The organism is Micromonospora palythoicola, from assembly GCF_036689795.1.
GTDB lineage: Bacteria > Actinomycetota > Actinomycetes > Mycobacteriales > Micromonosporaceae > Micromonospora > Micromonospora palythoicola.
The window spans coordinates 1-25051 of record NZ_JBAGKI010000064.1; the positions used below are offsets into that span (position 1 = coordinate 1).

25 protein-coding genes are annotated in these 25051 nt (G+C 71.6%); 6 read left to right on the forward strand and 19 right to left on the reverse strand.

Annotation, left to right across the window (positions count from 1 at the left end):
• Positions 1-140: 140 nt before the first annotated feature.
• Genes V5O40_RS22630 through V5O40_RS22665 form a run of 8 tightly spaced genes read right to left on the reverse strand, consistent with a single transcriptional unit; the run spans position 141 to position 6888 of the window.
• Positions 141-542, reverse strand: a complete 402-nt coding sequence (locus V5O40_RS22630; RefSeq protein WP_332907330.1) for a metal-sulfur cluster assembly factor — start codon at positions 540-542, stop codon at positions 141-143.
• Complete coding sequence (gene sufU / locus V5O40_RS22635) at positions 539-1015, reverse strand: Fe-S cluster assembly sulfur transfer protein SufU (RefSeq protein WP_332907331.1); 477 nt, start codon at positions 1013-1015, stop codon at positions 539-541. The genes V5O40_RS22630 and sufU overlap by 4 nt, the downstream gene beginning before the upstream one ends.
• Complete coding sequence (locus V5O40_RS22640) at positions 1015-2319, reverse strand: cysteine desulfurase (RefSeq protein ID WP_332907332.1); 1305 nt, start codon at positions 2317-2319, stop codon at positions 1015-1017. Before V5O40_RS22640 ends, sufU begins: the two co-directional genes overlap by 1 nt.
• 26 nt (positions 2320-2345) lie before the next feature.
• Positions 2346-3119 carry a Fe-S cluster assembly ATPase SufC gene (gene sufC, locus V5O40_RS22645; RefSeq protein ID WP_269742519.1) on the reverse strand — a complete coding sequence of 258 codons (774 nt, stop codon included), beginning with the start codon at positions 3117-3119 and terminating at the stop codon, positions 2346-2348.
• Positions 3119-3463, reverse strand: a complete 345-nt coding sequence (locus tag V5O40_RS22650; protein WP_281563791.1) for a non-heme iron oxygenase ferredoxin subunit — start codon at positions 3461-3463, stop codon at positions 3119-3121. The genes sufC and V5O40_RS22650 overlap by 1 nt, the downstream gene beginning before the upstream one ends.
• Positions 3463-4605, reverse strand: a complete 1143-nt coding sequence (gene sufD / locus V5O40_RS22655; protein WP_332907333.1) for a Fe-S cluster assembly protein SufD — start codon at positions 4603-4605, stop codon at positions 3463-3465. The genes V5O40_RS22650 and sufD overlap by 1 nt, the downstream gene beginning before the upstream one ends.
• A 55-nt stretch (positions 4606-4660) precedes the next feature.
• Positions 4661-6091 carry a Fe-S cluster assembly protein SufB gene (gene sufB, locus V5O40_RS22660; RefSeq protein WP_093401439.1) on the reverse strand — a complete coding sequence of 477 codons (1431 nt, stop codon included), beginning with the start codon at positions 6089-6091 and terminating at the stop codon, positions 4661-4663.
• On the reverse strand, positions 6088-6888 hold the full coding sequence (locus V5O40_RS22665; RefSeq protein ID WP_408631930.1) for a helix-turn-helix transcriptional regulator: 801 nt from the start codon (positions 6886-6888) through the stop codon (positions 6088-6090). Before V5O40_RS22665 ends, sufB begins: the two co-directional genes overlap by 4 nt.
• A gap of 97 nt (positions 6889-6985) precedes the next feature.
• On the opposite strand from V5O40_RS22665, the gene V5O40_RS22670 reads away from it, so the two are divergent.
• Complete coding sequence (locus V5O40_RS22670) at positions 6986-7984, forward strand: COX15/CtaA family protein (protein ID WP_408631929.1); 999 nt, start codon at positions 6986-6988, stop codon at positions 7982-7984.
• 27 nt (positions 7985-8011) lie between these two features.
• On the opposite strand, the gene V5O40_RS22675 is transcribed toward V5O40_RS22670, so the two are convergent.
• The 3 genes from V5O40_RS22675 to V5O40_RS22685 form a co-directional block, all read right to left on the reverse strand.
• Complete coding sequence (locus V5O40_RS22675; protein ID WP_332907335.1) at positions 8012-8935, reverse strand: ATP-grasp domain-containing protein; 924 nt, start codon at positions 8933-8935, stop codon at positions 8012-8014.
• 5 nt (positions 8936-8940) lie between these two features.
• Positions 8941-9276, reverse strand: a complete 336-nt coding sequence (locus V5O40_RS22680) for a hypothetical protein (protein WP_164448285.1) — start codon at positions 9274-9276, stop codon at positions 8941-8943.
• A 196-nt stretch (positions 9277-9472) separates the two neighbouring features.
• Positions 9473-10429, reverse strand: a complete 957-nt coding sequence (locus V5O40_RS22685; protein WP_332907336.1) for a heme o synthase — start codon at positions 10427-10429, stop codon at positions 9473-9475.
• A gap of 289 nt (positions 10430-10718) precedes the next feature.
• Here V5O40_RS22685 and tkt point away from each other — a divergent pair, with 289 nt between their 5' ends.
• From tkt to pgl, 5 genes are all read left to right on the forward strand, one after another.
• Positions 10719-12857 carry a transketolase gene (gene tkt / locus V5O40_RS22690; protein WP_332907337.1) on the forward strand — a complete coding sequence of 713 codons (2139 nt, stop codon included), beginning with the start codon at positions 10719-10721 and terminating at the stop codon, positions 12855-12857.
• Positions 12858-12874: 17 nt separating this feature from the next.
• The gene (tal, locus tag V5O40_RS22695; protein WP_332907338.1) at positions 12875-14056 is read left to right on the forward strand and encodes a transaldolase; all 1182 of its coding nucleotides are present in this window, start codon (positions 12875-12877) and stop codon (positions 14054-14056) included.
• Positions 14057-14370: 314 nt separating this feature from the next.
• Positions 14371-15885: a glucose-6-phosphate dehydrogenase gene (gene zwf, locus V5O40_RS22700; protein WP_332907339.1), complete on the forward strand. Its 1515-nt coding sequence runs from the start codon at positions 14371-14373 to the stop codon at positions 15883-15885.
• Between the two features lie 103 nt (positions 15886-15988).
• The gene (locus V5O40_RS22705) at positions 15989-17005 is read left to right on the forward strand and encodes a glucose-6-phosphate dehydrogenase assembly protein OpcA (RefSeq protein WP_332907340.1); all 1017 of its coding nucleotides are present in this window, start codon (positions 15989-15991) and stop codon (positions 17003-17005) included.
• Positions 17006-17063: 58 nt separating this feature from the next.
• Complete coding sequence (pgl, locus tag V5O40_RS22710) at positions 17064-17828, forward strand: 6-phosphogluconolactonase (protein WP_332907341.1); 765 nt, start codon at positions 17064-17066, stop codon at positions 17826-17828.
• A 23-nt stretch (positions 17829-17851) separates the two neighbouring features.
• On the opposite strand, the gene V5O40_RS22715 is transcribed toward pgl, so the two are convergent.
• The 8 genes from V5O40_RS22715 to rapZ form a co-directional block, all read right to left on the reverse strand.
• Positions 17852-18196: an RNA polymerase-binding protein RbpA gene (locus V5O40_RS22715; protein WP_093401449.1), complete on the reverse strand. Its 345-nt coding sequence runs from the start codon at positions 18194-18196 to the stop codon at positions 17852-17854.
• Between the two features lie 136 nt (positions 18197-18332).
• Positions 18333-18593: a preprotein translocase subunit SecG gene (gene secG, locus V5O40_RS22720; protein WP_093401450.1), complete on the reverse strand. Its 261-nt coding sequence runs from the start codon at positions 18591-18593 to the stop codon at positions 18333-18335.
• Between the two features lie 95 nt (positions 18594-18688).
• A complete protein-coding gene (tpiA, locus tag V5O40_RS22725) occupies positions 18689-19480 on the reverse strand; it encodes a triose-phosphate isomerase (RefSeq protein ID WP_164448290.1) in 792 nt (263 codons plus the stop codon).
• Positions 19480-20679 carry a phosphoglycerate kinase gene (locus tag V5O40_RS22730; RefSeq protein ID WP_332907342.1) on the reverse strand — a complete coding sequence of 400 codons (1200 nt, stop codon included), beginning with the start codon at positions 20677-20679 and terminating at the stop codon, positions 19480-19482. The genes tpiA and V5O40_RS22730 overlap by 1 nt, the downstream gene beginning before the upstream one ends.
• Positions 20676-21680: a type I glyceraldehyde-3-phosphate dehydrogenase gene (gene gap / locus V5O40_RS22735; RefSeq protein ID WP_093401453.1), complete on the reverse strand. Its 1005-nt coding sequence runs from the start codon at positions 21678-21680 to the stop codon at positions 20676-20678. The genes V5O40_RS22730 and gap overlap by 4 nt, the downstream gene beginning before the upstream one ends.
• 248 nt (positions 21681-21928) lie before the next feature.
• On the reverse strand, positions 21929-22909 hold the full coding sequence (gene whiA, locus V5O40_RS22740) for a DNA-binding protein WhiA (RefSeq protein WP_093401454.1): 981 nt from the start codon (positions 22907-22909) through the stop codon (positions 21929-21931).
• Positions 22910-22963: 54 nt separating this feature from the next.
• A complete protein-coding gene (locus V5O40_RS22745) occupies positions 22964-23935 on the reverse strand; it encodes a gluconeogenesis factor YvcK family protein (protein WP_332907343.1) in 972 nt (323 codons plus the stop codon).
• The gene (gene rapZ, locus V5O40_RS22750) at positions 23932-24780 is read right to left on the reverse strand and encodes an RNase adapter RapZ (RefSeq protein WP_210827651.1); all 849 of its coding nucleotides are present in this window, start codon (positions 24778-24780) and stop codon (positions 23932-23934) included. Before rapZ ends, V5O40_RS22745 begins: the two co-directional genes overlap by 4 nt.
• Between the last annotated feature and the right edge of the window lie 271 nt (positions 24781-25051).

The window sequence follows — 25051 nt, forward strand, 5'->3', positions numbered from 1 at the left end:
CCCCCAACTGGCGGGTTCGCGGCGGGCAACCCACCACTCGGGGCGGTCCGCCCGTGGGGCCCCGGCGGGGGGGGGGTGAGTCACGTCGGGCGCGGCACCCGGTGGGTGCCGCGCCCGAGGCAGACTGCCCGGAGGAGCTGTCAGACGTTGAAGCCGAGGGAGCGGAGCTGGTCGCGGCCCTCATCGGTGATCTTGTCCGGTCCCCACGGGGGCAGCCAGACCCAGTTGATCCGGATGTCGTCGACCAGGCCGCCGCCGGGGCCGGTGGTCAGCGCCTGCCGGGCCTGGTCCTCGATCACGTCGGTGAGCGGACAGGCCGCCGAGGTCAACGTCATGTCCAGGGTGGCGAAGTTCTGGTCGTCGACGTGTACGCCGTACACCAGGCCGAGGTCGACCACGTTGATGCCCAGCTCCGGGTCGACGACGTCCTTCATCGCCTCCTCGATGTCGGCGACGGCGGCCTTGCCGCCGGCCGCCGGGGTCACCGCGCCGTCGGTCGCCACGGCGCCCGACTCCGGCGTGCTGTTGGTCTGCTCGGTCATGCCTTCACCTCCGTCGGGCTCGCGCCCACACCGGCGCGTGCCGCGGCGTCCTTGAACGCCATCCACGGCAACAGCGCGCACTTGACCCGGGCGGGATAGCGGGCCACGCCCTCGAACGCCACCCCGTCGCCGAGCACATTCTCGTCCGGCGTGACCTGACCACGGCCGGACATCAACGCCAGGAACGCCTCGTGCACCTCGAACGCCTCCGGCGCACCCCGGCCGGTCAGCAGTTCGTGCAGCACGCTCGCGGACGCCTGGCTGATCGAACAGCCCATCCCGTCGTACGACACGTCGTGCAGCGTCGCACCGTCGGTGGCCACCCGGACGGTGATCTCGTCGCCGCAGGTCGGGTTGACGTGGTGCGCCTCGCCGACCCGGTCGGCCGGGTCCGCGGCGTCGCGCAGCCCCCGACCGTGCGGATGCTTGTAGTGGTCCAGGATGATCTCCTGGTAGAGCGACTCAAGCTGCATCAGGCGAACACCTTCCGCACCTGCTCCAGGCCCGCCACCAGCGCGTCGATCTCCTCGGTCGTGGTGTAGAGGTAGAACGAGGCCCGCGTGGTGGCCGGCACCCCGAACCGGGTGCAGACCGGGCGGGCGCAGTGATGCCCGACCCGCACCTGCACGCCGAGGGAGTCCAGCACCTGCCCCACGTCGTGCGGGTGCACGTCGCCGAGCGCGAACGAGATGGTGCCACCCCGGCCCACCGGCACCTCCGGGCCGAAGATCCGCAGGCCGGGCACGCTGCCCAGGGCGTCCAGCGCGTACGCGGTCAGCTGCTTCTCGTGCCACTGGATCGACCGCATGCCGATGCCGGTGAGGTAGTCCACCGCCGCGCCGAGCGCGACCGCCTCGGCGATCGGCGGGGTGCCGGCCTCGAACCGGGCCGGCGGTGCCGCGTAGGTGGAGCCACCCATCGTCACCGTCTCGATCATCGAACCGCCGCCGAACACCGGCGGCATCGCCGCCAGCAGCTCGGTGCGGCCCCAGAGCACGCCGATGCCGGTCGGGCCGCACATCTTGTGCCCGGTGAAGACGATGAAGTCGGCGTCCAGGTCGACCACGTCGATCGGCATGTGCGGCACCGACTGCGAGCAGTCCAGCAGCAGCAGCGCCCCCACCTCACGGACCCGGGCGGTGATCCGTGCGGTGGCGTTGACGGTGCCGAGGATGTTGGACATGTGCACCAGCGAGACGATCTTCGTCCGCTCGTTGACCAGGTCGGTCAGGCCCGACTCGTCCAACCGGCCGTTGTCGGTGACCGGGAACCAGCGCAGCGTCGCGCCGGTACGCTCGGCCAGCAACTGCCACGGCACGATGTTCGAGTGGTGCTCCATCTCGGAGATGACGATCTCGTCGCCCGGCCCCAGCCGCAGCCGGGGGTCGGCGTCGGCCCGCAGCGAGGCGTTGGAGAACGCGTACGCCACGATGTTGATCGCCTCGGTGGAGTTCTTCGTGAAGACCACCTCGTCGACGCTCGGCGCGTTGACGAACGCGGCGACCTTCGCCCGGGCTCCCTCGTACGCCTCGGTCGCCTCGGTGCCCAGCGTGTGCACGGACCGGGACACGTTGGCGTTGTGCCGGGCGTAGTGCTCGGCGAGGACGTCGAGCACCTGCCGGGGCTTGTGCGAGGTGTTGGCGCTGTCCAGGTAGACCAGCGGATGCCCGTTGACCTCCCGACCGAGGATCGGGAAGTCGGCGCGTACCGCCGTCACGTCGTAGCGCGGCACGTCGTCGTACTGCGGCATCCCCGGCGGGATCGCGATGGTGGTCATCGTGGTGACCGCCCCTTCCTTCGGGGTCAGACCCGCGCCGGACCGGCCCCGGCCGCGTACCGCTCGTAGCCGGACTCCTCGAGCTTGTCGGCCAGCTCCGGGCCGCCCTGCTCGACGATCCGCCCGGCGACGAAGACGTGCACGTAGTCGGGCTTGATGTAGCGCAGGATCCGGGTGTAGTGGGTGATCAGCAGCAGGCCGGTGTCGCCGGTGTCGCGCACCCGGTTCACGCCCTCGCTCACCACGCGCAGCGCGTCCACGTCGAGACCGGAGTCGGTCTCGTCGAGGATGGCCATCTTCGGCTTGAGCAGCTCCAGCTGCACGATCTCGTGGCGCTTCTTCTCACCACCGGAGAAGCCCTCGTTGACGTTGCGCTGGGCGAAGGCCGGGTCCATGTGCAACCGCTCCATGGCACCGCGCAGCTCGCCGCCCCAGGTGCGCAGCTTCGGCGCCTCGCCGTCGATGGCGGTCTTGGCGGTACGCAGGAAGTTCGCCACCGACACGCCGGGCACCTCGACCGGGTACTGCATGGCGAGGAAGAGGCCGGCGCGGGCCCGCTCGTCGACGGACATCTCCAGGACGTCCTCGCCGTCCAGGGTCACCGAGCCGCCGGTGATCTCGTACTTCGGGTGGCCGGCGACCGAGTACGCCAGGGTCGACTTGCCGGAGCCGTTCGGGCCCATGATCGCGTGGGTCTCCCCCGACCTCACGGTCAGGTCGACACCGTGCAGGATCGGCTTGAGCTCACCCTCGGGCAGCTTCACCGACACCTGTAGGTCGCGGATCTCCAGGGTGCTCATTATCGGGTCACTCCATTGCTCGGCAGCGGACGGCCCTCGCCGTCCACGGGAAGGTAGATGTCACCGTCGCGGACTTCGACGGGGTAGACGGGTACGGGTTCGGTGGCGGGCAGCCCGGTGGGCTCGCCGGTACGCAGGTCGAAACGGGAACCGTGCAGCCAGCACTCCAGCGTGCAGCCCTCGACCTCGCCCTCGGAGAGCGCGACGGCCGCGTGCGAGCACTCGTCGAACACGGCGTAGAACTGGTCGTCCTCGCCGTGCACGAGCGCGATCTGGGTACCGTCGACGTCCGCGCTGATCGCGGTGCCCTTCGGCACGTCCTCGACGGCGCAGATGCGGATCATCAGGCGCCCGCCTTGGTCAGCCGCGCCTCGATAGCGTCTCCCAGGCGCTCCCGCAGGGACTCCACCGGGATCTTGTGCAGCAGCTCGGCGAAGAAGCCGCGCACCACCAGCCGGCGGGCCTCGGCCTCCGGGATGCCCCGGGCCATCAGGTAGAACAACTGCTCGTCGTCGAAGCGGCCGGTGGCGCTGGCGTGGCCGGCACCGGCGATCTCGCCGGTCTCGATCTCCAGGTTCGGCACCGAGTCGGCCCGGGCACCGTCGGTGAGCAGCAGGTTCCGGTTGATCTCGTACGTGTCGGTGCCGGTCGCCTCGGCCCGGATCAGCACGTCGCCGACCCAGACGGTGCGGGCGCTCTCGCCCTGCAACGCGCCTCGGTAGCCGACGTAGCTGCGGCAGTCCGGCACGGTGTGGTCGACCAGTTGGCGGTGCTCCTGGTGCTGACCGGAGTCGGCGAAGTAGACGCCGTACAGCTCGGCCTCGCCGCCCCGGTCGGTGTACTCCACGGTGGTGTACTGCCGGACCAGCTCGCCACCGAGGGTGACCTGGACGTGCAGCACCCGCGCGTCGCGCCCCAGCCGTACCTTCAGGTGCTGCGCCTGCACCGCGTCGTCGGCCCAGTCGGCCACGGTGACCAGCGTGAGCTTCGCCCCGTCGCCCACCGACACCTCGACGTTGTCGGCGAGGGTGGCCGAGCCGACGTGCTCCAGCACCAGAATCGCCTCGGCGAACCGGCCCACCTCGACCACCGTGTGCCCGAAGGCCAGGCCCTCGACGCTCTCGCCGACCGCCCGCAGGACGGTCGGGCCACTGATCACCGCGTCCTGCGCCACCCGCACCAGCAGCGCCTGCCCGGCCCCGCCGTACGCCAGCGCGCTGACCCGGTCGAACGGGGTGAGCACGCTGCCGACCCGCGGGTCGTCGTGGCCGATCCGCTCCACGGACACGCCCTCGGGCAGGTCGGCGTACTCGTGCCGGACCGTGCCGGTGGCGGTCGGGTCGTCACCGACCAGCCCCCGCAGCCGCTTGAGCGGGGTGAAGCGCCACTCCTCCTCCAGGCCGGTCAGGGCCGGGAAGTCGGCGACATCGTACGAACGCAGCGCCTGCGACTTGGTGCTGGGCGGCGCGGAAGCCTGGGTAGTCATCTCGTCCTTGCTTGTGTCTACGACGACGGTGTCCGGTGCTGTGGTGCGGCCGGGGTCAGCCGACCGCGCCCTCCATCTGCAGCTCGATCAGGCGGTTGAGCTCCAGGGCGTACTCCATGGGCAGTTCCTTGGCGATCGGCTCGATGAAGCCGCGCACGATCATCGCCATCGCCTCGTCCTCGCTCAGGCCCCGGCTCATCAGGTAGAAGAGCTGGTCCTCGCTGACCTTGGAGACGGTCGCCTCGTGCCCCATCGACACGTCGTCCTCGCGGATGTCGACGTAGGGGTACGTGTCGGAGCGGGAGATGGTGTCGACGAGCAGGGCGTCGCACTTGACCGTGCTGGCGCTGCTGTACGAGCCCTCCAGCACCTGCACCAGACCCCGGTACGAGGTCCGGCCGCCACCCCGGGCGATCGACTTCGACACGATGGTGCTGCTGGTGTGCGGTGCCGCGTGCACCATCTTGGCGCCGGCGTCCTGGTGCTGCCCCTCGCCGGCCATCGCCACCGAGAGCACCTCGCCCTTGGCGTGCTCACCGGTCATGTAGACCGCCGGGTACTTCATGGTGACCTTGGAACCGATGTTGCCGTCGATCCACTCCATGGTCGCGCCCTCGTGGCACACGGCGCGCTTGGTGACCAGGTTGTAGACGTTGTTCGACCAGTTCTGGATGGTCGTGTAACGGCACCGGGCGTTCTTCTTGACGACGATCTCCACCACGGCGCTGTGCAGCGAGTCAGAGGAGTAGATGGGCGCGGTGCAGCCCTCGACGTAGTGCACGTACGCGCCCTCGTCGACGATGATCAGCGTCCGCTCGAACTGGCCCATGTTCTCGGTGTTGATCCGGAAGTACGCCTGCAGCGGGATCTCCACGTGCACACCCTTCGGCACGTAGATGAACGAGCCGCCGGACCACACGGAGGTGTTCAGCGCGGCGAACTTGTTGTCGCCGACCGGGATCACCGTGCCGAAGTACTCCTTGAACAGATCCTCGTGCTCCTTGAGGGCGGTGTCGGTGTCGAGGAAGACGACACCCTGCTCCTCCAGGTCCTCACGGATCTTGTGGTAGACCACCTCGGACTCGTACTGGGCGGCGACACCGGCGACGAGGCGCTGCTTCTCCGCCTCCGGGATGCCCAGCTTGTCGTAGGTGTTCTTGATGTCCTCGGGCAGGTCCTCCCAGCTGGCGGCCTGCTTCTCGGTGGAGCGCACGAAGTACTTGATGTTGTCGAAGTCGATCCCGGTGAGGTCGGCGCCCCAGGCCGGCATCGGCTTGCGCTCGAACAGCCGCAGGCCCTTCAGGCGCAGGTCGAGCATCCAGGCCGGCTCGTTCTTCTTGGCCGAGATGTCCCGCACCACCGCCTCGTTGAGGCCGCGCTGAGCCGAGGCCCCGGCGACGTCCGGGTCGGCCCAGCCGTACTCGTAGTTGCCCAGGGCGGCGAGCTGCTCCTCCTGGGTCAGGGGCTGGACGATCTGCTCGGTCATCTATCTGTCCTCACAGTGGTGACGGTCTTACCGGACTGGGCGTGCGGCGAACCCGGGATGTGCGTGGTGCACACCCCGTCGCCGTGCGCGATGGTGGCCAGGCGCTGCACGTGGGTACCGACCAGGCGGGAGATCACCGTGGTCTCGGCCTCGCACAGTTGGGGAAACTCGGCGGCCACGTGCGCCACCGGGCAGTGGTGCTGGCAGAGCTGGCCGCCGGAGGCGATCGTGGAGGCACTGGCAGCGTATCCCTCGGCGGTCAGCGCCGCGGCGAGTGCCTCGGCACGGGCCATCGGATCGTCGCCCGCGTCGGCCAGGGCGGCCTGACAGCGCGTCTCCAGGGCGGCCACCTGCTCGGCGGCGAAGCGCTCCACCGCCTGCGAGCCACCGGTGCGGGCGATCCAGCGCAGCGCGGCGGTGGCCATGTTGTCGTAGTGGTGGGTGCCACACCGGCTGCGGGCGGCGTCGGTGAGCAGGAACACCTTGGCCGGGCGGCCCCGCCCACGGTGACCGCGTACGGTCTGCTCGCGGGCCACTACGTCACCGTCGGCGAGCATCGCGTCCAGGTGCCGGCGGATCGCCGCCGGGCTGAGCCCCAGCGCGTCGCCCAACTGGGCGGCGGTGGCGGCGCGGCGCTCCAGCAGCAGCAGGGTGACCCGGTCCCGGGTCGACTGCTCACCGGTCGGCACCGCCTGGGTGCTGGTCGTGGCAGGCGCGACGTGGGTGTCCGGCAGCGACCGGCCGGCGACCGTACCGGCCGTCGACTGGTGCCCGGTGAGCCCCGCCGCCTTTTTCACAACGCCCACGTTACGTAATTCGATCAGAGCCCGCAAACGTGACCCCGGTGATCCGAACCACCGCACGGGCGGAGTCACCCGATCGGTGACAACTACGTTGCGTAGGATTCGCCTCGTGAAGCGACCCGACCGCTCCCTGGTCTCCAGCACCCTGCTGCGCCGTCTGACGTTCGCCAACATCGTCGCGAACGCCGCGATCGTCGTCACCGGCGGGGCGGTGCGGTTGACCGCGTCCGGCCTGGGCTGTCCCACCTGGCCCCGGTGCACCGACGAGTCGTACACCACCACGGCGGAGATGGGCGTGCACGGGGTGATCGAGTTCGGCAACCGGCTGCTCACCTTCGTGCTGGTGCTGATCGCGGGCGCCACCCTGCTGGCCGCCCTGGCGCACCGTCCCCGGCGGCGCGGTGCGGTGCCGCTGGCGCTGGCCGTCGTGCTCGGCATCGTGGCACAGGCGGTGATCGGCGGGATCACCGTCCGCACCCAGCTGCACCCCTCGATCGTGGGCATCCACTTCGTGGTGTCGATGCTGCTGCTGCTCGTCGCGTACGCCCTGTGGCGCCGGGTGAGCGAGCCGGACGGGCCGGCGGTGCCCGTGGTGCCGCCGGCGCTGCGGTCCCTGACCTGGATCACCGTGGTGGCCAGCGCGGCGGTGATCGTCGTCGGGGTCGCGGTGACCGGCAGCGGCCCGCACGCCGGCGACGCCGACGCCGTCCGCAACGGCCTGGACCCGCAGACCATCTCCCAGGTCCACGCCGACCTGGTCTTCCTGCTCGTCGGCCTGACCGTGGGCCTGTGGCTGGCGTTGCGCGCGGTCGGCGCGCCGGCAGCCACCGTGCGGGCCGCACTGACCCTGCTCCTGGTCGAGCTGGGTCAGGGGGTGATCGGTTTCGTGCAGTACTTCACCAACCTGCCGGCGCTGCTGGTCGGCCTGCACATGCTCGGCTCCTGCCTGGTCTGGCTGGCCACCCTCGCCGTGCTCTGGTCCACCCGCGAACGCCGCCCCGCCGACCCCCCACCCCCACCGACCCGCCCCGCCAGCCCGCCCGCATCCGCCCCTGCCGAGCCCTCCCACCCGGCCCCGACCCCCGCCTGACCTCGGCTGGTGCGGGGGCGGTACGGGTCAGCGGGTGGGGTGGGGCAGGTGGTGGGCGATGGCGTCGGCCAGGCGGTCGGGGGCGCCGTCGGAGTGGGCGAGGAAGAGTGAGGGCTCGGTCAGTTCCAGTTCCACGAGCACCGGGGTGCCGTCGGGGCCGGGGATCAGGTCGACCCGGGCGTAGAGCAGGCGGTCGGACCCACCGGGCACCGCAGCGAGGGTCTGCGCCGCGACGGCGAGCTGGTCCGGCTGCGCCGTGCGGGCGGTGATCTCCTCGACCTTGTACAGCCCGTCGACACCCTCGTCCGGCCCGGTCAGCATCGGACCCTTGCGGATGGCGTGGCTGAAGGTCAGCCCGGTCGGGCCGGTCAGGAAGAGCAGCGCGGTCTCGCCGACGGTGTCGACCGCGGTCAGGTAGGGCTGGACCATGGCCACCCGACCGGCCGCACCGAGCCGACGCACGTGGGCCACCGCGAGATCCCGGTGCCCCGGGTCGGCCAGGTCGTACCGGCCGGTGTCCTGACTGCCGGCGCTCACGGCCGGCTTGATGACGTACTCACCGCGATCGGCGGGCGGCTGCCACGGCTGGCCGGGCAGCACCCAGCCGGTGGGGACGGTGGGCACCCCGGCCGCCGACAACTCGTCGAGGTAGCGCTTGTCGGTGTTCCACCGCACCACGTCCGCCGGATTGACCAGCCGGGGTACGCCGGTCGCCCAGGCGACGAACTCGTCCCGGCGGGACATGTAGTCCCAGGGCGAGCGCAGCAGGGCCAGGTCGTAGTCCGCCCAGTCGACGTCCCGACGGTCCCAGACGACGGGCTCGGCGACGATCCCGCGTGCGGCCAGCGGAGCCACCACGAGCCGGTCGTCGTCGTCGAGATCGGCCAGTTCGGTGCAGGTGACGAGAGCGACCCGGGGTTTCCCCCGGGTCGACTGGTGGTGATCGGTCAATTATCTCAACGGGCCATGGTGCGTCGGGCCATCGAACGCCAGAGGTCGTTGCTCGGGCGCATCTGGTCCATCAGTTCCCGTTCCCAGGCGTTCTCCACGGCGACCCCGGCCTGCGCACAGGCCTCGCGGGCGGTCACCGTGTCCTCGGCGAACTGGTCGCCCCACGCGCCGTCGGAGCCCACCAGGACGATGCGGGCACCGCGCTTGCCGACGTACTCGATGACCGCCTTCGCCCCGCCATGCTCGGCGGCGAACGACCGGATGCCCGCGATCAGGCCGTTGGGGGCCTGCCCGGAGGCGGTCTGACCGGCCGTCAGCGTCGTATCGGAACCATCTGCCATAACGTGAAGACTAAGCAGAGACGCACCCGGACGGGCGAGAACCATCAACCTTTTGTGATACCCATTACCCACAGGTTTAAGGAAGACCAAAGGCGTTTCGCCCGTATTTATCAGCAACAAATCGGGTGAATCGGAGCGACAGAACGTCCGCAAACGGACGGAGCCGATGAAGGGGAAACCCGCCGCGGGACGACCGTCAGAGCAGAGCGTCGAGCGCCGCGGCGGCGAAGACGATGGTCAGGTACGACGTCGACCAGTGGAACAGCCGCATCGGCTTGACCGGCTCACCCCGTCGGGCCCGCCCGGCGAGCCGGTGCGCCTCGGCCAGGAAGATCACGCCGACCACCAGCGTCGGGACGCCGTATACCGCACTCAGCCCCAGCGCCCACACGGCCAGCGAGGTCAGCACGGTCAGCCAGGCGAACAACACGATCTCGGCGTTCACCCGCCGCACCGAGGCGACCACCGGGAGCATCGGGATGCCGGCCCGGGCGTAGTCGTCCTTGTACTTCATCGCCAGCGGATAGAAGTGCGGCATCTGCCAGAAGAAGACCACCCCGAACAGCGCCCACGCCACCGGCGACAGCGAGCCGGTGACCGCCGCCCAGCCGATCAGCACGGGCGCGGCACCGCAGGCCCCACCCCAGAAGGTGTTCGCCGTCGTCGTGCGCTTGAGCCACAGGGTGTAGACCACGTCGTAGTAGACGATCGCGGCCAGCGTGAGCCCGGCGGCGAGCAGATTGGTGAAGGCCGCCATCAACGCGACCGAGACCACCGCCAGCACCAGGCCGAAGATCAGCGCGTTGCGGGGCGTCACCGTGTGCGCCGGCAGCGGCCGCCGCTTCGTCCGCCGCATCAACTGGTCGATGTCCCGGTCGATGTAGCAGTTGAGCACGCTGGCCGCGCCCGCCGCGAGCGAGCCGCCGACCAGCACCACCGCGACCAGCCACAGCGACGGCAGCCCGCCGTGCGCGAGCATCATCGCCGGCACCGTGGTGACCAGCAGCAGCTCCACGATCCGCGGCTTGGTCAGCGTCACGTACGCCGCCACCACCGCCCGCAGGTCGCGGGGGCGGGCTGGGGTCTCCCCGGCCGTACGCACCGGCGGCTGCCCGGCAGGGTTGCTGACGGGGCGCTCGGTGATCATGCTCACGGATTGCCACCTTCCGGCGTCGGGAGGGGAGGTCACGGCGGCGGGACCGACTCGGGTCCACACACCGACCCACACACTACGCGTCGTCGTTTTGGCTGCCCGGGCGACCCGGCAACGGTGCCAGTCGTCACACCTGGGGCTGGCGGCGGGGCTGGCGGCGGGGGTGAACCGCGAGACACGCCCGAAACGTACAGACCAGCATGCTGAGATCCTCGGGCGCACGTTTAGCCGCGCTCGATAGGGTCACCACTGAGGGTTCCGCCCATCTCGCCGAGGAGCACAAACCACCGTGGCTGCCAACCGACCCGCGCACCCCGCACTTGACTGGTCCGATCTCGACCGCCGTGCCGTGGACACCGTCCGCGTCCTGGCCATGGACGCCGTGGAGAAATCCGGCAACGGCCACCCGGGCACCGCGATGAGCCTCGCCCCTGCGGCGTACCTGCTGTTCAACCGGGTGATGCGGCACAACCCGGCCGATCCGAACTGGCCCGGTCGGGACCGCTTCGTGCTCTCCGCCGGGCACTCCAGCCTGACGCTGTACATCCAGCTCTTCCTCGCCGGCTACCCGCTCAGCCTGGACGACCTCAAGTCGCTGCGGCAGTGGGGTTCACTCACCCCGGGGCACCCCGAGCACGGGCACACCCCCGGCGTGGAGACCACCACCGGCCCGCTCGGGCAGGGCCTGGGCAACGCCGTCGGCATGGCCATGGCGGCACGGCGCGAGCGCGGCCTGTTCGACCCGGAGGCCGAGGCCGGTGAGTCCGCCTTCGACCACCACATCTGGTGCATCGCCTCCGACGGCGACATCGAGGAGGGCATCAGCCACGAGGCCAGCGCCCTGGCCGGGCACCAGCAGCTGGGCAACCTCTGCGTGATCTACGACGACAACGAGATCTCGATCGAGGACGACACCCGGATCGCGCTGAGCGAGGACGTCGCGGCCCGCTACGCCGCGTACGGCTGGCACGTGCAGACCGTCGACTGGCGCCGCGGCGACGCCGACAAGGGCGACTACCACGAGAACGTCGAGGAGTTGTACCAGGCGCTGCTGGCCGCCAAGGCGGAGACCGCCCGCCCGTCGTTCATCGCGCTGCGCACCATCATCGGCTGGCCGGCACCGAACAAGCAGAACACCGGCAAGATCCACGGCTCGGCGCTCGGCGCCGACGAGGTGGCCGCCACCAAGGAGATCCTCGGCTTCGACCCGGCCGGCTCGTTCGAGGTCACCGAGGAGGTGCTCGGCCACACCCGGTCGGCGCTGCGGCGCGGTGAGGCCGCCCAGCAGGAGTGGACGACCACCTTCGACGCGTGGTCGCAGGCCAACCCGGAGCGCCGCGCCCTCTACGACCGGCTGGCCGGCCGGACGCTGCCCGAGGGTTGGACCGACGCCCTGCCGGAGTTCCCCGCCGACGCCAAGGGTGTCGCCACCCGGGCCGCCTCCGGCAAGGTGCTGGCCGCGCTCGCGCCGGTGCTGCCCGAGCTGTGGGGCGGCTCCGCCGACCTGGCCGAGAGCAACAACACCACGATGAAGGGCGAGCCCTCCTTCGTCCCCAGTCAGTACGCCACCAAGGAGTTCCCCGGCCACGAGTACGGCCGGACGCTGCACTTCGGCATCCGCGAGCACGCCATGGGCGCGATCCTCAACGGCATCGCCCTGCACGGCGGCACCCGCCCGTACGGCGGCACCTTCCTGGTGTTCAGCGACTACATGCGGCCCTCGGTCCGGTTGGCCGCGTTGATGAAGCTGCCGGTGGTCTACGTCTGGACGCACGACTCCATCGGTCTCGGCGAGGACGGCCCGACCCACCAGCCGGTGGAGCACCTGACCGCGCTGCGGGCCATCCCCGGCCTGGACGTGGTCCGCCCGGCCGACGCCAACGAGACCGCCTGGGCGTGGCGGCAGGCGCTGGAGCACACCGACCGGCCGACCGCGTTGGCGCTGAGCCGGCAGGCGCTGCCGACGTTGGACCGTACGCAGCTGGCCGGCGCCGAAGGGGTCGCCAAGGGCGGCTACGTGCTGGCCGAGGCGTCCAACGGCAAGCCCGAGGTGATCATCATCGGTACCGGCTCCGAGGTGCAGCTCTGCCTGACCGCCCGGGAGCGGCTGGAGGCCGACGGCACCCCCACCCGGGTCGTGTCGATGCCCTGCCAGGAGTGGTTCTTCGAGCAGGACGAGGCGTACCGGGAGTCGGTGCTGCCGCGCGGGGTAAAGGCCCGGGTGAGCGTGGAGGCGGGCATCGCGATGTCCTGGCGCGCCATCGTCGGCGACTGCGGCGAGAGCGTCAGCATCGAGCACTACGGCGCGAGCGCGCCGCACTCCGTGCTCTTCGAGCAGTTCGGCTTCACCCCGGACCGGATCGTGGCCGCCGCGCACGCGGCGCAGACCCGGATCGGCGACATCACCGGTTTCACCACCGGCAACTGAGGGAGGCGTTGGCGCACATGACGACCGACAGGCTGGGCGAGCTGACCGCCGCGGGAGTGGCGGTCTGGCTCGACGATCTTTCCCGGGTACGTCTGAACTCCGGCGGGCTGGACCAGCTGCGCCGGGACAAGCACGTGGTCGGGGTCACCACCAATCCGACGATCTTCGCGAAGGCGTTGAGCGACGCCGACACCTACGACTGGCAACTGCGGGACCTGGCCGCCCGGGGTGTCGACGTGGAAGAGGCGGTCCGCATGCTCACCACGTACGACGTGCGGTGGGCCTGCGACGTGATGCGCCCGGCGTACGACGCCAGCGGCGGGGTCGACGGCCGGGTCTCCATCGAGGTGGACCCGCGGCTGGCCCACGAGGCGGAGCGCACCGTGGCCGAGGCCAAGGCGCTGTGGTGGCTGGTCGACCGGCCGAACCTGTTCATCAAGATCCCGGCGACCCAGGACGGCCTGCCGGCGATCACCGCCACGCTGGCCGAGGGGATCAGCGTCAACGTGACGCTGATCTTCGGGCTGGACCGCTACTCCGAGGTGATGGAGGCCTTCCTCGCCGGCATGGAGCAGGCCAAGGCCAACGGCCACGACCTGTCCAAGATCGCCTCGGTGGCGTCGTTCTTCGTCTCCCGGGTCGACAGCGAGGTGGACAAGCGGCTGGAGAAGATCGGCTCGGACGACGCCAAGTCGCTGCGCGGAAAGGCCGCCGTGGCCAACGCCCGGCTGGCGTACGAGCGCTACAGCGAGGTCTTCGGCAGCGACCGCTGGCGGGCCCTGGCCGACGCCGGAGCGCACCCGCAGCGTCCGCTGTGGGCCTCCACCTCGACCAAGAACCCGGACTACCGGGACGTCATCTACGTCGAGGAGCTGATCGCGCCCGGCACGGTCAACACCATGCCGGAGTCGGTCATCCACGCGTACGCCGAGCACGGCGAGACCCACCCGGACACCGTCACCGGCGCGTACGACGACGCCCGGGAGGTCTTCGCCGCGCTGGAGTCGGTGGGCGTGGACCTGGCCGACGTCATCGCCACGTTGGAGCGCGAGGGCGTGGAGAAGTTCGAGACGAGCTGGCAGGAGCTGCTCGACGGCGTCCGCAAGTCGCTGGCCGCCGCCGGTCGGGGCAGCAGCAGTCCCGGCGACGCCGCCCGGGGCAACGCCGACGCCGCCGTGCGTGCCGGCGGAAATGCGTGACGGTGCCGTCGTCCGCAGTACCCACGCCGCCACCTGGACCGGGTGGCGGCGTGGGTCGGTGGTACCACGGGAGCGGTTCACAGGTGGGTAGCTTTCTTCAGACAACCGGTACGGTCGGCGTTGATCTACCGGTGCCCGGAAACCCGTACTCAGTGAGGAGTCGCCGGTGACCGGCGCCCCTGGCCGGTCGGCGACGTCCGCTGCCGCACCAACAGCCGGCCGGGCGGGCGGCGGAACCGGTCCGGCCGGCCGGCGCGGTGGGTCGCTACGGGCATGACGATGGACGACGTGGACGAGCGGAGCGAGGAGGCGGCGTGAACCCGCTGCGCGACCCGCAGGATCGGCGGCTGCCCCGGATCCCGGAGCCGTGCGCTCTGGTGATCTTCGGGGTGACCGGTGACCTGGCCCAGAAGAAACTGCTACCCGCGGTCTACGACCTGGCCAACCGGGGGCTGCTGCCGCCCGGCTTCGTGGTCGTCGGGTTCGCCCGCCGGGACTGGGGCGACGGCGACTTCGCCTCGCTGGCCCGCGAGGCGGCCAAGGCCCACTCCCGGACACCATGGCGGGAGGAGGTGTGGTCACGACTCGAACACAACATCAAGTTCGTCGGTGGGTCGTTCGACGACGACACCGCCTTCGACAACCTCGCGCGGTGCCTGGAAGGCCTGCGCGACAGCCACGGCATCCACGGCAACGCGGCCTTCTACTTCTCCATCCCACCGGCGGCGTTCCCGGTGGTGCTCAAGCAGCTGGCCCGCACCGGCATGGCCGACAACGAGAAGTGCGGCGGCTGGCGCCGGGTGGTGGTGGAGAAGCCGTTCGGCAACGACCTGCCCTCGGCCAAGGCGCTCAACGACCTGGTCGACGACGTCTTCACCCGGCAGGACGTCTTCCGCATCGACCACTACCTGGGCAAGGAGACGGTCCAGAACATCCTCGCGCTGCGCTTCGCCAACAGCCTCTTCGAGCCGCTGTGGAACTCGCAGTACGTCGACTCGGTGCAGATCACCATGGCCGAGGACGTCGGGATCGGCAGCCGGGCCGGCTTCTACGACTCGGTCGGCACCGCCCGTGACGTGTTGCAGAACCACCTGCTGCAACTGCTCGCCCTGGTGGCGATGGAGGAGCCGACCAGCTTCGACGCCGACGAGATCCGGGCCGAGAAGCTCAAGGTGCTCAAGGCCATCACGCTGCCGAAGGACGTCACCCAGGGCACCGTGCGCGGTCAGTACCTGCCCGGCTGGGTCGGCGGGCAGCGGGCCAAGGGGTACCTGGAGGAGGACGGCGTCCCGTCGACGTCGACCACCGAGACGTACGTGGCGGTGCGGCTGGGCATCCAGAACCGCCGGTGGGCGGAGGTGCCGTTCTACATCCGGGCCGGCAAGCGGCTGCCCCGACGGGTCACCGAGGTCGCGGTGATGTTCAAGCAGGCGCCGCACCTGCCGTTCAATCCGGCCGACATGGAGATGCTCGGCAACAACCAGCTGGTGATCCGGGTGCAGCCGGACGAGGGAGTGGTGCTCAAGTTCGGGTCGAAGGTGCCCGGCACCACCATGGAGGTCCGCGACATCGCGATGGACTTCCAGTACGGCGAGGCGTTCACCGAGTCCAGCCCGGAGGCGTACGAGCGGCTGGTGCTGGACGTGCTGATCGGCGACCGGACGCTGTTCCCGGACGCCGCCGAGGTCGAGCAGAGCTGGGCCGTGGTGGACCCGCTGGAGCACGCCTGGGAGGGCACCAGGCCCGAACCCTACCGGTCGGGCGAGTGGGGCCCCCGGGCCGCCGACGAGATGCTGGCCCGCGAGGGCCGCGCCTGGCGGCGGGCGTGAGCGGACGGACCACCGGGCTCGGCAGCGCCGCGCCGCGCGCCGCCGGTGAGCGGAGCGGGGCGGCGACGCGCGGCGCCCGGAGCGAACGAGGCAGGAGGCTGCGGTGATCGGACTGTGGGACACCACCGGCAACGAGGTGGTCAAGGCGCTCGCCGCGGAACGACGCAGCGCGGGCGGAGTGGCCAGCGGCATGGCGCTGACCCTGATCGTGGTGGTGGACGAGAAGCGGGTCCGCGAGGCGGAGGCGGCGGCCACCATCGCCGCGGCCGCGCACCCGTGCCGGCTGCTGGTGGTGGTCCGCTCCGACGTGGACCGGGACCGCAACCGGCTCGACGCCGAGATCGTGGTCGGCGGGCGGCTGGGCCCCTGCGAGGCCGTGGTGATGCGGATGTACGGCCGGCTGGCGCTGCACGCCGAGTCCGTGGTCATGCCGTTGCTGGTGCCGGACGTACCGGTGGTGACCTGGTGGCACGGTGAGCCGCCGGAGGAGATCGCCACCGACTTCCTCGGCGTGGTCGCCGACCGGCGGATCACCGACTCCGCGCAGGCCGCCGACCCGATCGCGGCGCTACGGCAGCGGGCCCGCGACTACGTCTCCGGTGACACCGACCTCGCCTGGACCAGGATCACGCCGTGGCGCACCCTGGTGGCCGGCGCTTTCGACACCACGGACGCGCAGCTCACCGAGGCCGTGGTGGTCGCGCCGCCGACCGACCCGACCGCCGCGCTGATGCGGGGCTGGCTGCGCAGCCGGCTCGGCATCAAGCCACGCTGGGACCGGGCCCGCGAGTTTCCCCGGATGCGGGAGGTCCAGTTGCGCTGCGGCAACGGCGACGAGTTGACGCTGACCCGGGAGGACAGCGTGGCCACGTTCCGGCGTACCGGCCAGGAGGATCGGATCCTGCCGCTGGTGCGTCGGCCCCTCGGCGACGAGCTGGCCGAGGAGCTGCGCCGGCTCGGCCCCGACCAGGTGTACGCGGAGGCGTTGGGCGCCTTCGCCGGGCTGGCCAACCTGGACCGGCGGCCCAGCCAGCGGGTGCACGTCTGGAAGGACCCGGCCACCGCCCAGCGGGCCGAGGCCGGCGTCACCGCGCACGCCACCACGCACACCGGCTCCTGACTTCCCACCCCCCACGGCACGCACGACACCGACCGCCCCGCGGTCGCGGAAGGACACCATGAGTGAGGCGAGTGTCGCCGTCCACGCCGACGCCGACCTGCTGGCGCAGGCGGTCGCGGCCCGACTGGTGGTGCGGCTGCTCGACGCCCAGGCCGCTCGCGGCCAGGCGTCGGTGGTGCTCACCGGCGGTCGGATCGCCGCGGCGGTCTACCGGGCGGTGGGCGCACTGCCCGCCCGGGACGCGGTCGACTGGTCCCGGGTCGACTTCTGGTGGGGCGACGAACGGTTCCTGCCCGCCGGTGACCCGGAGCGCAACGAGACCCAGGCCCGCGCGGCGTTGCTCGACGCGCTGCCGGTGGACCCGGCCCGGGTGCACGCCATGCCGGCCTCGGACGGCGGCGCCGACCCGGAGGAGGCCGCCGCCCGGTACGCCGCCGAACTCGCCCGGGCGGCCCGGCCCGGCACCGCCGTGCTGCCCCACTTCGACGTGCTGATGCTCGGCGTCGGCGAGGACGGGCACGTCGCCTCGGTCTTCCCGGAACACCCGGTGCACTACGAGAGCCGACCGGTGAGCGCGGTGCGGGGCAGCCCGAAGCCCCCACCGGTACGCGTCACCCTCACCCTCCCGGCGATCAACACCGCCGAGGAGGTGTGGCTGGTGGCCGGTGGTGGCGACAAGGCCCACGCGGTCGGCATGGCGCTGGCCGGTGCCGGACCGGTGCAGGTGCCGGCGGCCGGTGTGCAGGGCGTCGGGCGTACCCTCTGGCTGCTCGACCGGGCCGCGGCGGCCGACCTGCCGGCCCGCTTCCGCAGCCTGCGCTGACGCGACCGGCGGCGGGCCCGACGCTACGACCGGCCGCGACGCTGACGCAGCGCGGCGAGCGCCTCGGCGAGGATCGCCTCGCCCTCGGCGTCGGTACGCCGTTCCTTCACGTACGCCAGATGGGTCTTGTACGGCTCGGCCCGGGTCCGGCCGGGCGGATCCTGGGCGTCCTGGCCGGCGGGGAGCCCGCAGCGGGGGCAGTCCCAGACCGTCGGGGCCGCCACGTCGGCGACGATCCGGATGTCGGTGCGGTGCCCGTTGCGGCACCAGTAGCTGACCGACCGGCACGGGACCGGCTGGTGACGCTCGGGGGGACGTGGGGGCGCGGACCCGACGCGGGCGCCCCGGATGACGTGGCCGTTCGGCACGGCGCTGACTCCTGTCGTCGGAGGGGACCGCCGTCGGGGGGTGGACGGCGGGCGACGCGGTGCAGCGGGTGAAACGGACTGCGCGCGGCCCGTCGAGTGACGGACCGCGCGCAGATTGTACGCCTCGGGGGTCGGATCAGACGCCCGTGCCCACCTCGAGCCGGAGCCAGAGACCGAGCCCGATGATGCAGGCGAACCAGACGATGCCCACCAGCACGGTGTAGCGGTCCAGGTTCTTCTCGGCCACCGACGAGCCGGCCAGGCTGGAGCTGACCCCACCGCCGAACATGCTGGACATCCCACCGCCCTTGCCGCGGTGCAGCAGGATGAGCAGGGTGAGCAGGACGCTCGTGATGACCAGCAACACGATCAACGTGTAGGCGAACCAGATCGGCATGGCGGGGGTCAGTCCTCTCGTTACGATCCTCGCCCGGGCAGTTCGGGCACGGCGGCACCGACCGGCGGACGGGCGGAGTCAAGGATAGCGAGCGATCAGCCGGTGATGTGCTCCGGGAACCGGCAGATCTTCGCGAACTCCTCGGCGTCCAGGCTGGCGCCGCCCACCAGGGCGCCGTCCACGTCCGGCTGGGCCATGATCGAGGCGACGTTCGACGACTTGACCGAGCCGCCGTAGAGGATCCGTACGCCGTCGGCGGTGGCCTGGTCCACGGTCTCGGCCAGCCGGGCCCGCAGCGCGCCACACACCTCCTGGGCGTCCTCCGGGGTGGCCGTCTTGCCGGTGCCGATCGCCCAGACCGGCTCGTACGCGACCACCACCCGGAGGACCTGCTCCGGGCTGAGCCCCTTGAGGGCGGCGTCGAGCTGGTCGGTGCAGTGCGCCACGTGGGTGCCCTGCTCCCGGACGTCGAGCCCCTCCCCCACGCAGAGGATCGGGGTGAGCCCGTGGGTCAGCGCCGCCTGCACCTTGGCGCCCACCAATGCGTCGTCCTCGCGGTGGTACTGCCGCCGCTCGGAGTGGCCGACCGCCACGTACGTGCAGCCGAGCTTGGCCAGCATCGCGCCGGAGATCTCCCCGGTGTACGCACCGGAGGCGTGCGGCGACAGGTCCTGCGCGCCGTAGCCGATGAGCAGCTTGTCACCCTCCACGACCGTCTGCACCGTGCGCAGGTCGGTGAACGGCGGCAGCACCACCGTCTCCACCTCGGTCAGCTGCTTCTCGGTGAGGCTGGCCGCCAGCTTCTGCACCAGCAGGTTCGCCTCGAGGTGGTTGAGGTTCATCTTCCAGTTGCCGGCCATCAGCGGCCGGCGGGGGGCGCTCGCCATCAGTTCTCCAGGGCCGCGATGCCGGGGAGGGTCTTGCCCTCCAGGTACTCCAGGGACGCGCCACCGCCGGTGGAGATGTGCCCGAAGGACTTCTCGTCCAGCCCCAGGGCCCGCACCGCGGCGGCCGAGTCACCACCACCGACCACGCTGAACGCGTCGGCACCGGCGATCGCCTCGGCCACCCCACGGGTGCCGTGCGCGAAGGCGGGCATCTCGAACACGCCCATCGGGCCGTTCCAGAAGATCGTCCGGGCGCCCTTCAGTGCGGCGGCGAACCCCGCCACGGTCTTCGGGCCCACGTCCAGCCCCACCCGCTTGCTGGGGATGCCGTCCGCCGGCACGGTGTCGTGCGCGGCGTCCGGGGCGAAGGCGTCGGCGGCCACCACGTCGACCGGGAGCATGATCTTGCCCCCGGAGCGCTCCAGCAGGTTGCGGCAGGTCTCCACCATCTCGGCCTCCAGCAGGGAGGAGCCGACCTCGTGGCCCTGGGCCTTGAGGAAGGTGAAGCACATGCCACCACCGATGAGCAGCCGGTCGACCGTCGGCAGCAGCGCCTCGATCACCGCGAGCTTGTCGGAGACCTTCGACCCGCCGAGCACCACCACGTACGGCCGCTCCGGGTCACCGGTGAGCTGCGACAGCACCTCCACCTCGCGCAGCACCAGCCGGCCGGCGTAGTGCGGCAGCCGGGCCGGCACGTCGTGGACGCTCGCGTGCTTGCGGTGCACCGCGCCGAACGCGTCGTCGACGTAGCTGTCGCCGAGGGCGGCGAGCTGGTCGGCGAAGGCGCCCCGCTCGGCGTCGTCCTTGCTGGTCTCCCCCTTGTTGAAGCGGAGGTTCTCCAGCAGCGCCACCTCGCCGTCGGCGAGCGCCGCCACCGTCGCCTGGGCCGACTCGCCGACCGTGTCGGTGGCGAAGTGCACCGCCGTGCCGAGCAGCTCACCGAGCCGCCCGGCGACCGGGGCGAGGCTGAACTGCGGGTCCGGCGCACCCTTCGGCCGGCCCAGGTGGGAGCAGACGACGACCTTGGCACCGGCCTCGGTCAACGCGCCGAGGGTCGGCAGCACCGCCCGGATCCGACCGTCGTCGGTGATCGCACCCGTCTGCTTGTCGAGCGGGACGTTCAGGTCGGCGCGCACCAGCACGCGCCGACCCGAGACCCCCTCGGCGAGCAGGTCGTCGAGGTTACGGATGCTCACAGCGACGAACCAACCAGCTTCACCAGGTCGACCAGGCGGTTGGAGTAGCCCCACTCGTTGTCGTACCAGCCCACGACCTTCACCTGGTTGCCGATGACCTTGGTCAGCGGCGCGTCGAAGATGCACGACGCCGGGTCGGTGACGATGTCGGCGGAGACGATCGGGTCCTCGTTGTAGGTCAGGATGCCCCGCAGCGGGCCCTCGGCGGCGGCCTTCAGCGCGGCGTTGACCTCGTCCACCGAGGTCTCCCGACCGACGGTGACGGTGAGGTCGGTGGCGGAGCCGGTCGGGATCGGCACCCGCAGCGCGTACCCGTCGAGCTTGCCCTTGAGGTCCGGCAGCACCAGGCCGATGGCCTTCGCGGCGCCGGTCGAGGTCGGCACGATGTTCAGCGCGGCGGCCCGGGCCCGGCGCAGGTCCTTGTGCGGCGCGTCCTGGAGGTTCTGGTCCTGGGTGTACGCGTGGATGGTGGTCATCAGACCCTGCTGGATGCCGAACGTGTCGTGCAGGACCTTCGCCATCGGCGCCAGGCAGTTGGTGGTGCAGGAGGCGTTCGAGATGATGTTGTGCTTCGCCGGGTCGTACTGGCCGTCGTTGACGCCCATCACGACCGTGACGTCCTCGTTCTTCGCCGGAGCGGAGATGATGACCTTCTTGGCCCCGCCGTCGATGTGCGCCTTGGCCTTGGTGGCGTCGGTGAAGAAGCCGGTCGACTCGATGACCACGTCCGCGCCGACGTCGCCCCACGGCAGCGCCGCCGGGTCCTTCTCGGCGTACGCCTTGATGGACTTGCCGCCGACGGTGATCTCGTCGGCGGTGGCCTTGACCTCCTGCGGGAGGCGACCCAGGATGCTGTCGTACTTGAGCAGGTGGGCGAGCGTCGCGTTGTCGGTCAGGTCGTTGACGGCCACGACCTCGACGTCAGCGCCGGACGCCAGCACTGCCCGGAAGAAGTTACGGCCGATACGGCCGAAGCCGTTGATGCCAACCCGGATGGTCACAGGTCCCATCTCCTCGCGTTCTGGTCCGCCGGCGTGGAGACCCTCGGCCGGCGAAGTGGTGTGCGCCGACCGTTGGAGCCGGCCGTTGACGGTTCATCCCGGCCACCTCGCCGCGGTCCGAGGGACCTGACCGCCGTCGAGGCGGTGGGTACGGCGGGGAGCACCGGTGCCGGCCCCCTTGCCGTACGCAGCGACCATATCCGAGCGCGCTGAGCCACGCTGCGGCGGGTGGTCGCCCCACCGTCCTATCAGACCACGAGCATGTCGGGCGTGACGGCCGCTTCGGTATCCGGGATGCCGAGGTCGCGGGCCCGCTTGTCGGCCAACGCCAGCAACCGGCGGATCCGTCCGGCGATGGCGTCCTTGGTCAGCGGCGGGTCGGCCAGCGCGCCCAGCTCCTCCAGGGACGCCTGCCGGTGCTCCAGCCGCAGCCGGCCGGCCGAGGTCAGGTGCTCCGGCGCGTCGTCGGCGAGGATCTCCAACGCCCGGGTCACCCGGGCCGCCGCGGCGACCGCCGCCCGGGCCGACCGGCGCAGGTTGGCGTCGTCGAAGTTCGCCAACCGGTTGGCCGTCGCCCGCACCTCGCGCCGGACCCGGCGCTCCTCCCACGCCAGCACGCTGGAGTGCGCACCGATGCGGGTGAGCAGCGCGGCGATCGCGTCGCCGTCCTTGACCACCACCCGGTCGACGCCGCGGACCTCCCGGTTCTTGGCGGTGATGCCCAGCCGCCGGGCCGCGCCGACCAGGGCCAGCGCCGACTCCGGTCCCGGGCAGGTGATCTCCAGGGCGCTGGAGCGACCCGGTTCGGTCAACGAGCCGTGCGCCATGAACGCGCCCCGCCAGGCGGACACCGCGCAGCAGACGCTGGCGGCGACGACGTGCGGCGGCAGCCCGCGTACCGGCCGGCCACGCACGTCGAGTAGCCCGGTCTGCCGGGCCAGGGCCTCGCCGTCCTTGACCACCCGGACGATGAAGTGGCTGCCCTTGCGCAGCCCGCCGGAGGCGAGCACATGGATCTCGCTCGGATAGCCGTAGACCTCGGCGATCTCGCGCCGCAACCGCCGGGCCACCGCGCCGGTGTCGAGCTCGGCCTCCACCACCACCCGCCCGGACACGATGTGCAGCCCACCGGCGAACCGCAGCAGCGCCGCCATCTCCGCCCGCCGGCAGCAGGGCTTGGGCACGTCGACCCGACTCAGCTCGTCCTTGACCGCCGCCGTCATCGCCATTGTGCGTCCCCTCACGGACCGGTTCCGGCGTGTCGCCGGAGATTACGTACGTGTCTAACGATCGGCGCCCAGTACAGGCACCAGGGCGGCGCCCAGAGCAGCCGGATCATGACGGGGAGTGCCGTCGTCGACCGCGACGGGAGCGAGGACCAGCCGGGCTCCCAGGGATTCTGCCGCACCGTGGACCGGTTCGGGGTCACCGACCGCCTTGGCGTCGGCGAGCACGAAGTCGACCGTCAGCTCCGGCAGGTACCAGCGCAGCGCCGCCAGGTGGTCGGCGACCGAGAGACCGAGCGTCTCCTTCTCGGCGGCGAGGTTGAGAGTGACCAGTCGCCGAGCCGGGCTGGCCAGGATCGCGGCGGCCAGTTGCGGCACCAGCAGGTGCGGCAACACGCTCGTGTACCAGCTGCCCGGCCCGAAGATCAGCCAGTCGGCGGCACCGATCGCGGCGACCGCCTCCGCGCACGCCGCCGGCGCCTGCGGGGTGAGCCGCAGCGACTCGACCCGCCCGGTGGTGACCGCGACCTGGTGCTGTCCGCGTACGGTGCACACGTCGTCGGGGCGTACCGGGTCGACCCCGCGTACCCGGGCCTCGATGTCGACCGGCTGGCGGGACATCGGCAGCACCCGGCCGACCGAGCCGAGCATCGCCCCGGCGTGCTCCAGCGCCGCCACCGGGTCGCCGAGCAGCTCCATCAGCCCGCAGAGCACCAGGTTGCCCACCGCGTGCCCGGCCAGCCCGTCGGTCCGGCCATCCGCCGCCAGCTCGGCGAAGCGGTGTTGGAACAGTCCCGCGCTGCGCCGGGTCGCGGGATGGTCGCCGGCCAGTGCCACCAGCGCCTGGCGCAGGTCACCCGGGGGCAGCCCACCCCGTTCGGCCCGCAGCCGGCCACTTGAGCCGCCGTCGTCGCCGACGGTCACCACCGCTGTGATGTCCAGATCCAGCTCCGGGGCGCACCGACGCAGTGCCCGCAGCGAGGCGGACAGGCCGTGCCCGCCGCCGAAGGCCACCACCCGGATCGTCATTCCCGCCCCAGGTCGCGGTGCTGGGCGTTGGCGGCCAGCCCGGCGCGACGCAGTCGGGCGGCCAGCTCCTCGGCGATCGCCACGCTGCGGTGCTTGCCGCCGGTGCAGCCGACCGCCACGGTCAGGTACCGCTTGCCCTCGCGCTCGAAGCCGGCCGTGGTGGCGTTCACCAGGTCCGCGTACGCGTCGACGAAGGCGTCCGCGCCCTCCTGTCCCAACACGTACGCGCTGACCGCCTCCTCGCGCCCGGTGTGCTCGCGCAGTTCGGGCACCCAGTAGGGGTTGGGCAGGAACCGGGCGTCCATCACGAAGTCGGCGTCCGGCGGCAGGCCGTACTTGAAGCCGAAGGAGATCACCGTGAGCCGCAGCCGGCGGGCGTCCTCCCCGCCGAACAGCTCCTCGACCCGGCGACGCAACTGGTTCACGTTGAGGTGGCTGGTGTCGATGATCACGTCGGCCTGGTCGCGGGCCTCCTCCAGCAGGCCCCGCTCGACGGCGATGCCGTCGGCGAGCCGGCCGTCGCCCTGCAACGGATGCGAGCGGCGCACGCTCTCGAACCGGCGGATCAGCACCTCGTCGTCCGCGTCGACGAAGACCACCCGGGGGGCGTAGCCCCGCTCCTTCAGCTCCCGGATCGCCTCGGCCAGATCCGTGGAGAAGGCCCGGGAGCGCACGTCCAGCACCATCGCGGTACGCCGGGCCGCTCCGCCCGCCTTCACCGCCAGCTCGGCCATGTCCAGCAGCAGCGCCTGCGGCAGGTTGTCGACGACGTAGAAGCCCACGTTCTCCAGGGCCCGGGCCACGGTGCTGCGCCCCCCACCGGACAGCCCGGTGACCACGACCAGGGTGGTGTCCGTCTCGGCGGTCGCCCCGGTCTGCTCACCGGGTACGCCCGCGCGGTGACCGGTCGTGTGCGCCTCGCCCACCCGTCAACCCCTCCATCGGTGCTGCCCCGGTCGATCCCGACCGGGCACGGTCAAGCAGCGACTCTAGCTCGCCCGTGTCGGGCTCCGTGGGAGGCACCGCCGCCGCGCTGATCCCACCACCGGCCGCTGTCGTCGGGCCGCCCAGTGCACGCCAGCGCTCCGGTTCCCGCCGCCGCCCATGTCTCGCCAC

Excerpts from the sequence above, each read along its gene's own strand:
- V5O40_RS22650 (WP_281563791.1), bottom strand. The coding sequence starts at position 3,463 with ATGATCCGCATCTGCGCCGTCGAGGACGTGCCGAAGGGCACCGCGATC.
- sufC (WP_269742519.1), bottom strand. The coding sequence starts at position 3,119 with ATGAGCACCCTGGAGATCCGCGACCTACAGGTGTCGGTGAAGCTGCCC.
- sufB (WP_093401439.1), bottom strand. The coding sequence starts at position 6,091 with ATGACCGAGCAGATCGTCCAGCCCCTGACCCAGGAGGAGCAGCTCGCC.
- tal (WP_332907338.1), top strand. The coding sequence starts at position 12,875 with ATGACGACCGACAGGCTGGGCGAGCTGACCGCCGCGGGAGTGGCGGTC.
- V5O40_RS22745 (WP_332907343.1), bottom strand. The coding sequence starts at position 23,935 with ATGACGATCCGGGTGGTGGCCTTCGGCGGCGGGCACGGCCTGTCCGCC.
- secG (WP_093401450.1), bottom strand. The coding sequence starts at position 18,593 with ATGCCGATCTGGTTCGCCTACACGTTGATCGTGTTGCTGGTCATCACG.
- V5O40_RS22680 (WP_164448285.1), bottom strand. The coding sequence starts at position 9,276 with ATGGCAGATGGTTCCGATACGACGCTGACGGCCGGTCAGACCGCCTCC.
- tpiA (WP_164448290.1), bottom strand. The coding sequence starts at position 19,480 with ATGGCGAGCGCCCCCCGCCGGCCGCTGATGGCCGGCAACTGGAAGATG.
- V5O40_RS22630 (WP_332907330.1), bottom strand. The coding sequence starts at position 542 with ATGACCGAGCAGACCAACAGCACGCCGGAGTCGGGCGCCGTGGCGACC.
- sufD (WP_332907333.1), bottom strand. The coding sequence starts at position 4,605 with ATGACTACCCAGGCTTCCGCGCCGCCCAGCACCAAGTCGCAGGCGCTG.
- whiA (WP_093401454.1), bottom strand. The coding sequence starts at position 22,909 with ATGGCGATGACGGCGGCGGTCAAGGACGAGCTGAGTCGGGTCGACGTG.
- sufU (WP_332907331.1), bottom strand. The coding sequence starts at position 1,015 with ATGCAGCTTGAGTCGCTCTACCAGGAGATCATCCTGGACCACTACAAG.
- pgl (WP_332907341.1), top strand. The coding sequence starts at position 17,064 with ATGAGTGAGGCGAGTGTCGCCGTCCACGCCGACGCCGACCTGCTGGCG.
- V5O40_RS22640 (WP_332907332.1), bottom strand. The coding sequence starts at position 2,319 with ATGACCACCATCGCGATCCCGCCGGGGATGCCGCAGTACGACGACGTG.